Consider the following 10,366-nt stretch of genomic DNA (forward strand, 5'->3'; position numbering starts at 1 on the left):
GTCGTCGGCGCCGTCGTCGGCGCGGGGGTGGGGGCGGGGCCAGGGCCGGGGGTGTTCAAGCGGTGGCCTCCCCGGTGAGCGGCCGCCTGGCCAGCTTCTCCAGGTGCCGCTCGAAGACGGACCGGGCGTCCGCGCCGGTGCGCTCGATGAGGATGAGCGCGGTGACGGCCGCGTCGCAGGCCTCGGCGTGGACGTCCTCGAGGGTGTGGGACGCGCCCTTGCGCGGGTTCATCGCGAGCATGCCGATCACGGCTTCGGCGACCTCACCGGTCTCCTCGGAGAGCTTCAGGGCCTGCCCGAGAACCACCTGCCCGTACGGCGCGTCCGAGAGCGAATCCAGCCTGTCCGCAAGGGATTTGACGGTCATCCAAAGGTCTTCCATGGCGGGCGATCCTGCCGCTGTTCGATCGGCCCGTTCAAGCCGGGCGGTTCCGGGCGAGCCCGGATCCACCGTGGGTTTTCGATTCGACCGCCCGCCGGGCCGCCGACGGCTCCTCCCCCGTACGTCGCGCGCCGGACCGGACGATAGGGTCGCGGGCATGTGGGAGGGACTGGACACGGTCGACTGGGCCGCGCTGAGGCACAACTACGGACCCGCCGATGACGTGCCCGGCCTCCTGCGCCGATGCGCGGGGCCCGATCCGGACGACGCCGCCGACGCGGCACTCGACCTGCTCAACCTCCTCTTCCACCAAGGCGGCTGGATCTGCTCGGCGGCACCGGCCGCACTGCCGTTCCTGGTGCGCCTGGCCGCGGGCCCGGACGTCCCGCTCCCGAGCCGGCGTGTGGCACTGGAGCTGATGTGGAGGCTGGCGGCCGAGGCCGGGCGGGTGGCGGAACGGTTCCTCGACCCCGGCTGGCGGCCCGCCTGGGAACGGACCCTGCCGGAGGTACTCGTCCTGCTCACCGATCCCGCTGCGGAGATCCGGCGGGACACGGCTCACCTGCTCGGTGCCTGCGACAGCGCCGGTGAACTCCTCCTGCCGCCCCTTGTACGGTGCTGGCAGGCGGAGGCCGATCCGGCGACCCGCCTCGACCTGGTCCTCACGCTCGGCCTGGCGGCAGGACGGGAGCCGGCCGGGCCGCAGGCCGCCGAGGTCCGGGAACTGCTCCACCGGCTGCTCGACGCCCCGGAGCCGCAGACCCGCCTGGCGGCGGTGCACGCGCTCACCCCGGCCGACCCGGGCCTCCCCGCGCGCCGGGTCGGCCTCCTGCTGGAAGCGGTCCGGGACCCGGGCGTCGAGCTGTGGCGGCACACCGGCTCGGTTGACGCCGGCGTCCAGGGCGTCCACCAGTGGACGGCGGCCCTGTTCACCGGGCCGTCCACCGCTTTCACCCTCGGCCTGCTGGAGGACCATCGCGACACCGACCAGCGGGTCGGCGCACTGGCCCAGGCAGGCGGGTCGCTGGCGCAGTGGCGCTCGCCGAGCACCGACCTCGTCCCCGCCCTCGCCGCGCGGCTGGACGATCCCGCCCCCGAGGTCCGGTTCCGCGCGGCCGAGCTGCTGGCCTGCCTCGGCCCGGCCGCCGCCGCCCACGCCGACGAGGTCGCCGCCCTGCTCGACGACACCGCCGGGCGGGCCACCCGGCAGCGGGAGACCGTCGCCGAGGCCGCCCTGTGGGCGCTGGCCCGGATGAACGACCCGCGCTGCTTGCCGGGCCTGACCGAACTGATGACCGGCACGCGGTCCGGCTTCGCCGCCGGTTCCGCCCACTACCCCGCCACCGCCGGCCTGCACCATGCCGTCCTCCCCTCGCTCCACGAGGTCCTGGACCACCTGCCCGACCACGCCGAACTCCTCCTGCCCACCATCGGCAAGCAACTCGACGCCGCCACGGACGCGCACCTGCTCGACAGCCTCTGCCGGGTGCTCGCGGGCTGGGGCCCCGCCGCACAGGCGGCGGTCCCCCGGCTGACCGGCCTCCTGGAGGACGACCGGACCTGGGCGTCGGCGGCGAACGCGCTGGCCGGGATCGGGACGGCGGGAAGCGGGGCACGAGACCTGCTGCTGGCCCGCTCGAACAGCGGGGCAGCCCGCCCGGAACTCGCGGCCTGGGCCTACTGGAAGACCGGCGGCGAACCCGAACCGGCCCTAGAAGCCCTCGGCCGCGCCGCCGCCGAGGGACGCCTCCCGCACCCCTCCCTGCGCATGCTCGCCGACCTCGGCCCGCACGCCGCCCGCCACGCGGACCGGCTCCGGGCCCTGACCGCCGACAACGACCCCTGGACCCGCCTCGAGGCAGCACACGCGCTCTGGGCCACGACCGGCGACACCGGCACCAGCGTCCAGGCCATGACGAGTACCGTCCAGGGCCTCGCCGAGGGCGTCTACCTCCCGGTCATGCTCCCCGCCGTGCGCTACCTGGCCCGCCTCGGCCACGCCGCCCGCCCCGCCGCCCGGCACCTGCGCGACGTACCCGCCCGCGACCAGCGGCTGCGCAGCAACGGCGGCTGGCGGGGATTCACCCAGGACGAAGCGATCCGCGCCGCCCTCGAGGAACTGCTCGCCGCCTGGGACTGACCGACCGTGACCGACCGCTGGAACCCGACCTCGTCACGACCCCGGGCCCGACATGGGCCGCCGGCCCGGGCTGCCGGGCCGCCCGGGTGCCACCGCTTGTCGACACCATCGCCGCACCCTCCCGCTTCGGCCCGCCACGCCCCGAACACGCCGTCGTCGCAGAACGCCTTTGTCACGTCGGCTACGAACTCCTGGATCCGTTCCACAGCACCCGCGTACCGGCCCGTCTCCGCCACATCGCCTGCGGCCACATCGACAAGGGCCGTCTCCGGCACTTCACATCGGGCAAGCGCCGCTGCGCCAGGGTGCGCCCTCGACGCGTCTGGCCGCGATCACGCACCGGCCTCGCTGACGACCGCGGAGGGGAGTTGGCGTCGTAACCCGCACCACATGATCTCTCGAGGCCGTCCATGAGCCGCCGCCTCGCTCCCCAACGGGACGGCCTCCTGGCCGCATTCACCACCAGCCCCACCCCGAACGCGCTCGACGCTGCCGGCCTCGATACGCCCTCCGGGCGAAACCCGATCGATCACCTGTCCAGCCGAACGGGTGAATCGCGAGCCGGCCACGCACTGCGCGCCTCGTCCCCCACCAGCGCCCCCAGAGCCTGCGGGCTGGGCACCAACGCGCCCAGTCACCATGCAAGACCGGCTGGAGGACGTCCTCACCCATGCCCGGAAGGCACTCGAAAACTCCCCGTTCGACCCGGGCTCGCCCGGAGCCGACCCACTTGAACACCGCACTCGAACAGCACCATCATCGGACGCTGGCAACCCCTGGAGAAATCCGCAACTCGACTTTGCCGACACCGACTTGAGCGCCGAACAGCCGTGGTTCGACATGCCCTCCCGACTGCGCGAAGCCTGCGCGCAGGGCAGCCGCGGCGAAGACCGGCACCGACCGGCGGGGCCCTGCCCGCCCGAAGACCGTGGAGCCCCTGGTGATCGAGTTCGATGCGCTGACCGACCTGGCCTTCCGCGAAGGCGTCGAACAAATCAGTGTCGGTGTGGTGGTTCGCGATGCCTCCGGCCGGATCCTGATGATCCGCCGGGCCGCGCACGACGTGCTGCCCGGTCTGTGGGAGTACCCGGGCGGCGGCCGGTACGACGGCGAGGCCGTACCGGCGGGCGCGGCGCGGGAGCTGGCCGAGGAGACCGGCCTCACGGACCTGCCCTTGGTGTACGCGCGGCATCTGGACTTCACCAACCAGCGCGGCCTGCGGGTACGGCAGTTCGTCTTCACCGCGGTCGTCCCGGACGGCGCCCCGGTCGTCCTGTCCCGCGACCACGACGAGCACCGGTGGGCCGGCGCCGACCGACTGCCCGAGACGAGCGAGGGCCAGCGCGCGGTGCTCGAGTGGCTCACCGGCCGCCTGGCGATCCCGGGCTGGCGGCCGGTCGGCGAGTACGTGAACACCATCGCCCGGCCCAGCGCCTACGGCTGCTTCCTGGTCACCGATCCCGCCGGTCGCGTCCTCGGGATGCGCTCGACCGTCGACCCGAGCGTGTGGAACTTCCCCGGCGGCAACGTCGAGTCCGGCGAGAGCCCCTTCGACGCCGCGCTGCGCGAGGCCCGGGAGGAGCTGGGCCTGGACCTGGCCGCGGAGAACCCGCGGGTGCTCCGGCGGCGCCTGGTCGCCGCCATCCACACGCAGGTCGACGCCGACTACCCGGTCCCGGTCGCCGGCTACGTCTTCGACGGCGGCACGCTGACCGCCGAACAGCAGGCCCGGATCCGCCTCGATCCGGCCGAGCACACCGAGTTCCGGTTCGAGACGGTCCACGGCTGGCACTCCCTGATGGCCCCCGCCCAGTACCGGCGGCTGCGACAGCTGCTGCGCGCCCGCCGCAGCGGTGTCCCGCTCTACCTGGAGCGCCCCGCCCCGCAGGACGACGACTTCGAGGGCGTCCTGGTCTTCGTCACCGACCGCGCGGGCCGGCTGCTGATGAACCTGCGCGAGGACAGGCCGGGCATGGCCTGGCCCGGCTACTGGACCCCGATCGGCGGCTGGCGCGAGGCCGACGAGACCTCCGAGGAGACCGCGGTGCGCGAGGTCCGCGAGGAGGCCGGCATCGACATCACCGGACAGCCCATCCGGCGCCTCCCCGACCCGCACCACGACCTCGGCCTCCCGCTCACCCGCGTCCTGCACACCGTCTGGGACGGCCCCGACAGCGACCTGCGCCTCGGCGACGAGGGCCTGGCCGTGCGCATGGTCCCCCTCGACGAGGCCCTCGACCTCAAGACCCCGCCCTACCTGCGGCACTACCTGCCACTGCTCACCGCTACCGCCGACCGGCCCGCCGGGGAGGCCTCGTGACCCGGCCCGACCACGCCGACGTGCCCCGCGCCACCGGGACGGACCCGCTGACGCTGGTCGTCGGCGTCCACCTCGTCCTGGCCGACCGCGGCACGGTGCTGCTCGGACAGCGCCGCAACACCGCCTACGCGAACGGCCTGTGGCACCTCCCGGCCGGGCACCTCGAAGCGGGAGAGTCCGTCCTGGCCGGCATGGCCCGCGAGGCCGAGGAGGAACTCGGCATCACCATCCGGGAGGAGGACCTCGACCTGGTGCACACCCTCCACCACCTGGACGCCGACGACGGTGCCGGACGCCTCCAGCTGTTCTTCGCCCCGCGCGCGTACACCGGCGATATCACCAACCGCGAACCGGACAAGTGCGCCGCCCTGCGCTTCTGGCCGCTGGACGGGCTCCCGGAGCCGATCGTCGGCTACACCGCGCACGCGCTCGCGCAGATCACCGCCGGCCGCCCGCTGTCCGTCGTCGGCTGGCCGGCATGAGCGCCACGAGCCACCAGGGGCTCCCCGCGGCCGGGTCGCCTGTGGGGAGCGTGCAGACCCGGCTCGTGGTCGTCCGGGGGAACTCGGCCTCGGGCAAGTCGTCGGTGGCGGCGGGCATCCGGGACCGCTTCGGGCGGGGCCTGGCCGTGGTCGCGCAGGACAACCTCCGCCGCATCGTGCTGCGCGAGCGGGACCGGCCCGGCGGCGCGAACATCGGCCTGATCGACACCGTGGCACGGTACGCGCTGGATGCCGGCTACCACGTCGTCATCGAAGGCATCCTGTACGCCGACCACTACGGCGCGATGCTCACGCGCCTGGTGGGCGACCACCGTGGCGTCACCCGCTGCTACTACCTCGACATCCCGATCGACGAGACGCTGGTCCGGCACGCCTCGAAGGCCGATCGCGAGTACCTGGCGGCCGTCACCGAGCGGGAACTGCGCGGCTGGTACCGCGAACACGACGTTCTTCCCGGCGGCATCGAGACCGTCATCGGCAGCGACAGCACCCTCCACACCACGGTCGACCGCATCATGCGCGAGACCGCGCTCTCCACGTTGCCCTCGCGCGACACCTGGCAGCAGTAGCCCGAGACCGCCGTGTCCGCGTCATCGCCCATGACCTGACGACCGCCCGGATCGCCACCCTCCGCTACGGCCAAAGCAGTTGGACCCCGGGCCCCGCGTGGACGATCCCCGACGGGAAGGTCGAACCCGGGGAGGAGATCCCCGACGCCGCGGCCCGGGAGCTGCGCGAGGAGGCCTGGCTCATCGCCCGGACGTGCGACCTGCGCCTGGTGCACACCATCCAGGCCAAGGAGGGCTGGGACGGGCGCGACGGGTTCCTGCTGTTCGCCTTCGCCACCATCAAGTTCACGGGCGAGCTCGTCAACGTCGAACCGGACAAGCACCTGGAGGTGCGCTGGCACCCCGCCACCGACGCCCTGCCCAACCCGATACCTCCGACCTCCAAGGCCACCGGTGGAGGCGTACCTGGCCGGCGGGCCCCTCGCGGGCCTGTCCTCCCTGCTGTCCGCAGCCTCGGGCCGGCGCCGCCACCCTCGGTGCGTTCGCCCTCCTCGGCTCGCTCGTCATGAACGGCACGATCCCCCTCGCCGCCGCCGGCATCGCCGTCGTCGCCATCCGCACCGGCTCCGCGAGCATTGGCGGCCTCGTCTCCCAGATCAACGGCCTGTACGAGGAGAGCCCTTTCGTCCGCGACCTCGACCAGCTGCGCCGCGAAGGTCACCGCCGGGCCATCCCCACCGGCGGTGACCTTCGCGGCCTGAACGCCCCAAGACGATCACCGTCGAGGACGTCTCCTTCACCTACGACGGCCGCGACACCCCCGCGCTGGACAAGGTCACCCTCACCATCCCACGGGGCAAGGTCATCGCCCTCGTGGGAGCCAACGGTTCGGGCAAGTCCACCCTGGCCAACATCCTGTGCGGCGTCTACCAGCCCACCAGGGCCGCGTCCGGTGGGACGGCGTCGACACCGCGACCGCCGACCGCGACCAGCTCTTCAGCAGCGCCGCCCTGCTCGCCCAGAACTTCCAGCGCTGGTCCGGCTGACCCCCGCGGGTGCGGGGAGGACACAGGCTGCGGCCGGTGCCGGCGCGCAAGGCGCGGCTGACCCCCGCGGGTGCGGGGAGGACACGGTAACCGTGGACGATCCGGACGTCGCGGTCGGCTGACCCCCGCGGGTGCGGGGAGGACGACCAGCCCGGCCTGCCCGCCCGGATCGCTACCGGCTGACCCCCGCGGGTGCGGGGAGGACACGTGGATCACCGAGATGCCGAGGACCACCGGCGGCTGACCCCCGCGGGTGCGGGGAGGACCGTCTTGACCGAGCCGTCCGCCTCTTCAACGTCGGCTGACCCCCGCGGGTGCGGGGAGCACTCCCGCGCGGTGAGCTGCCGGAACGCGGTCCGCGGCTGACCCCCGCGGGTGCGGGGAGCACCGAAGGGGGCCCCGGTCATCGACTGGGGCCCCCGGCTGACCCCCGCGGGTGCGGGGAGCACCAGTCCCCCACCGCCCGGTGCGGGCCCCCCAACGGCTGACCCCCGCGGGTGCGGGGAGCACGCCGGCGGTCTCTGGGTCCTCCCCGTGTCGATCGGCTGACCCCCGCGGGTGCGGGGAGCACTCTTCGTGGCCTGGGACGATGTGACGACTTTGCTGTTTCTTTGCCAATTCCGGATCGGGCTCTGGCAAGGTGGGCCTTCGTGACCTGTTGAGGTGTCAAGGAGCACGGCACATCGTGCCACGTGTCGGTGATGTGGTAGTCGGAACGCAGCTCATGGACCGTCGGGACGGGAGCCTCACCCTACGGGGAACGCCGGGACCGGGCACCGCCTGGGCTGCTCACGCATCCCTGCCGTCACCCTGCAGGCAGTACGCAGACACGGTGGCCGGAACTACGTCCACCCACTGGTCGGCGTCACCGCCAGCAGCCGTTCAACCGGAGCTCCTGAGGCGGAGCGGATGGCGCGGTGACGCGCTTCTTGATGTGGGCGGCTATCAGGAGGTCGACAGGGTGCGGCCGCACAGGGCGCACTCCCCCGTGGCACCGGGCGGCAGGTAGCGCTTGAGGGCGGCCTGCGGGTCCGGGGGCGGCGCGGCGCCGGTGTCCGCGGTGAAGGCCACCTGTTCCCCCCACCACCACCGGCCCGGCGGGCGGAGGCCGCGAGGCCGTGGCGCCCGGCGCCGAAGGGCACTGTCGGTGGCGGCTGGCAGCATCGGGCGCATGACGATGACGGAACCAGTTGACTGGCAGCCGTTCCTGCGCCGGTGGAGCGCGGAGTGGTCGGACTCCCTGCCCGAGGGTGAGGCACGGAGCGACGAGGACGAAGCCGCCCGGCGCAGCCGGTGGTTGGGGTTTCCGCCCGCGTCCGAGGAGCGGGTCGCGGCGATGGAGGGGCGTCTGGGGCGGCGGTTGCCTCCGTCGTACCGGGGGTTCCTCATGGCCAGCGACGGGTGGCGGCATGCGGGCGGGTTCGTCTGGCTGTTGGCGGGGACCGCGGACGCGCGCTGGCACGGCAACGAGTCCGGGTTGGCGGAGGTGTTCGAGGGGTACCTGGACGAGGATTCGGGACCGGCCGAGTGGCGTGATGCGGGCATCTGGCGGCGCGGGCTCCAGCTCGATGTCGAATCCGACGGCCTCTATGTCCTGCTGGATCCCGAGGACGTGGACGGGGCCGGGGAGTGGGCCGTGTACACGTGGGCGGGTTGGCGGGCCGAGCCGCCCGAGCGGCACGCGAACTTCGCCGAGTTCATGCGGGGCGTGTACCGGGAGTTCCACCGGCTGCGGGCGCGTCCGGCCGTCGGGGAGCCGGAGTTCGCCAACGACACGACACGGGAGCTCGACGCCCTGGTGCGCCAGGCCAGGCTGGAGGCGCTGCGCGGCGACTGGGAACGGTCCCGGCAGTCCCTGGACGAGGCGAGGGCGTACGGCAGGCCCCGGGCCGCCGGGCTGGGGGACCAGCTGCGCCGTCTGCTCGGACAGACCTACACGGTGGACTTCGAGGACGTGGTGACCGACCCGCGGTACGCGCCCGATCTGCTGCCGGCGCTGGTCGCCGAGCACGCGGCGCACGCGTACCGGGACGACGCCACGCTGATGTTCCATCTGCGGGGAGCCGGTGACGACGTGGTGTCGCTGGCCTACGCCACGCTGGAGCGGGTACGCGGCGGCACGTACCGGTACACGGCCGCCGGTCCGTTCGGGGAGGCGGTCGGACGGGCCCGGGAGCTGGCGCGGTGGGGCGAGACCGACCGGGCGTGGCGGACGCTGGTGGACGCCCTGCCGGCGTGGCAGCCGCTGGGCCCCGACCACCTCGCGCCGGTGGGGTGGGTGGCCGACCCCCTGCTCGGCCCCCTGCTGACGCCGGATCGGGGCCGCGAACTGCTGTCCACCCCCAGGGCCGGGCAGCCGGGCGGGACCCCGAGCCCGGCGCCCGATCTCGACCCGGACGGTCTGGCCTGGCTCGCGGACCCCGACCCCCAGGCCGGCCGCACGCAGTTCCGGTTCGTCCTGGTCGAAGGCGTCGACCCGCAGGACCTGCCCGGCCGCCTGGCGGACGGGACCGGGGCGGCGCTGGCCGAGCCCATGACCTGCGACGAGGCACGCCGCCGGGCATTCGGCGGGCCCGGGCCCTGCTTCCCGTACGACGACAGGGCGCTGATGGCCGTCGGCCGGGCCGGTGACCGCTGGAGCTTCGCCTTCGACGGCGCCCCCGGCCCCTTCGACCCGCAGCGGTTCGCCTCCCCGGCCGCGGCCGCCAGCGAGGGCACCCGCGCGGTGGTCGTGTGGAGCGGCCTGACGCCCCGGCACGGGCAACCGTTCTTCCACCTCTCCGCAGCGCACGACGGCACCGAGCGGTACGCCTTCACGTACGCGCACGGAGACGTACACCGCACCGGGCAGGTACCGCCGGCGCTGGACCCGGACCGGTTCTTCGGCTCCCGGGAGCAGGCCCCCGCCGCGCTACGGCCGCTCCTGGAGGCCGTGGCGACGGAGTTCGGTGTCCGCCTGCCCCGCCACGCGATCACGAACGGACGGCTGCACACGTTCACCACCCGCCCGTGGGCACGGCCGATGGGAGACGGGGCGCCTACGCCGTGACCGGCAGGCACGGGGACGCGGCACGCTGACCGCGGGCCCGGGCCGGGCCGGGCCGCCGCCCGGCGGTGCATCCCCGCCCCGAATCGACGCGGACGTACCGGCCGCGAGCACGTCCGTCCCCGCCCATCGAGCGCTGACGGTCCCCGACCTGCGGCCCCCCCAGCGTGCCGGGACGAGGCCGCTCTGTCGGCCGGGTCGACGGGTACCGCCCGTCCCCGGCCTCGGGCGATCGACATGGCAGGACGAGAAGGACGGACACGACGACCGCCCCACCCCAACCGCTGCGCCCCTGGCCTGGACAGGCGGCCCGATGTCGCGAGCCGACCGGCGGGGACGGCGGCGGGAGGACGGGCGGGCGGCGGCGGTGTGCGCCGGTGGCGTGCGGGCCGGGGGTGCGGCCGTGCGGGGTGGTGCGGC

Annotated in this window: 8 protein-coding genes, 1 pseudogene and 1 CRISPR repeat array; of the genes and pseudogenes, 7 read left to right on the forward strand and 2 right to left on the reverse strand. The window is 74.2% G+C overall.

The annotated features are described in order from the left end of the window. Nucleotides 1-55 precede the first annotated feature (55 nt). On the reverse strand, nt 56-367 hold the full coding sequence (locus ABZW03_RS29165; protein WP_355264594.1) for a MazG-like family protein: 312 nt from the start codon (nt 365-367) through the stop codon (nt 56-58). Nucleotides 368-539: 172 nt separating this feature from the next. On the opposite strand from ABZW03_RS29165, the gene ABZW03_RS29170 reads away from it, so the two are divergent. From ABZW03_RS29170 to ABZW03_RS29195, 6 genes and pseudogenes are all read left to right on the forward strand, one after another. Further along, entirely contained in the window at nt 540-2,522 is a 1,983-nt protein-coding gene (locus tag ABZW03_RS29170) for a hypothetical protein (RefSeq protein WP_355264597.1), read from the forward strand. A 940-nt stretch (nt 2,523-3,462) separates the two neighbouring features. Further along, nucleotides 3,463-4,842, forward strand: a complete 1,380-nt coding sequence (locus ABZW03_RS29175; RefSeq protein WP_355264600.1) for an NUDIX hydrolase — start codon at nt 3,463-3,465, stop codon at nt 4,840-4,842. Continuing rightward, entirely contained in the window at nt 4,839-5,324 is a 486-nt protein-coding gene (locus ABZW03_RS29180) for an NUDIX domain-containing protein (protein ID WP_355264603.1), read from the forward strand. The genes ABZW03_RS29175 and ABZW03_RS29180 overlap by 4 nt, the downstream gene beginning before the upstream one ends. Further along, on the forward strand, nt 5,321-5,914 hold the full coding sequence (locus ABZW03_RS29185; protein ID WP_355264606.1) for an AAA family ATPase: 594 nt from the start codon (nt 5,321-5,323) through the stop codon (nt 5,912-5,914). Before ABZW03_RS29180 ends, ABZW03_RS29185 begins: the two co-directional genes overlap by 4 nt. 137 nt (nt 5,915-6,051) lie before the next feature. After that, nucleotides 6,052-6,423, forward strand: a complete 372-nt coding sequence (locus tag ABZW03_RS29190) for an NUDIX domain-containing protein (protein WP_355264615.1) — start codon at nt 6,052-6,054, stop codon at nt 6,421-6,423. Between the two features lie 256 nt (nt 6,424-6,679). Beyond that, a pseudogene (locus tag ABZW03_RS29195) lies at nt 6,680-6,784 on the forward strand (ATP-binding cassette domain-containing protein); the annotation flags it as partial. A 109-nt stretch (nt 6,785-6,893) separates the two neighbouring features. Beyond that, a CRISPR array of direct repeats spans nt 6,894-7,468; the repeat unit is 26 nt; unit sequence CGGCTGACCCCCGCGGGTGCGGGGAG. 377 nt (nt 7,469-7,845) lie between these two features. Here the strand turns inward: ABZW03_RS29195 and ABZW03_RS29200 are convergent. After that, nucleotides 7,846-7,971, reverse strand: coding sequence for a hypothetical protein (locus tag ABZW03_RS29200; protein ID WP_355264609.1), 126 nt, complete (start codon nt 7,969-7,971; stop codon nt 7,846-7,848). Nucleotides 7,972-8,071: 100 nt separating this feature from the next. Between ABZW03_RS29200 and ABZW03_RS29205 the strand changes: the two genes are divergently transcribed. Continuing rightward, a complete protein-coding gene (locus tag ABZW03_RS29205) occupies nt 8,072-9,949 on the forward strand; it encodes an SMI1/KNR4 family protein (RefSeq protein ID WP_355264612.1) in 1,878 nt (625 codons plus the stop codon). Nucleotides 9,950-10,366: the final 417 nt, after the last annotated feature.

It is taken from the genome of Kitasatospora sp. NPDC004799, assembly GCF_040609095.1.
Lineage (GTDB): Bacteria > Actinomycetota > Actinomycetes > Streptomycetales > Streptomycetaceae > Kitasatospora.

Bases quoted from the DNA above. Each gene is read 5' to 3' on its own strand.
- ABZW03_RS29165 (WP_355264594.1), bottom strand. From the start codon at position 367: ATGACCGTCAAATCCCTTGCGGACAGGCTGGATTCGCTCTCGGACGCG.
- ABZW03_RS29170 (WP_355264597.1), top strand. From the start codon at position 540: ATGTGGGAGGGACTGGACACGGTCGACTGGGCCGCGCTGAGGCACAAC.
- ABZW03_RS29185 (WP_355264606.1), top strand. From the start codon at position 5,321: ATGAGCGCCACGAGCCACCAGGGGCTCCCCGCGGCCGGGTCGCCTGTG.
- ABZW03_RS29205 (WP_355264612.1), top strand. From the start codon at position 8,072: ATGACGATGACGGAACCAGTTGACTGGCAGCCGTTCCTGCGCCGGTGG.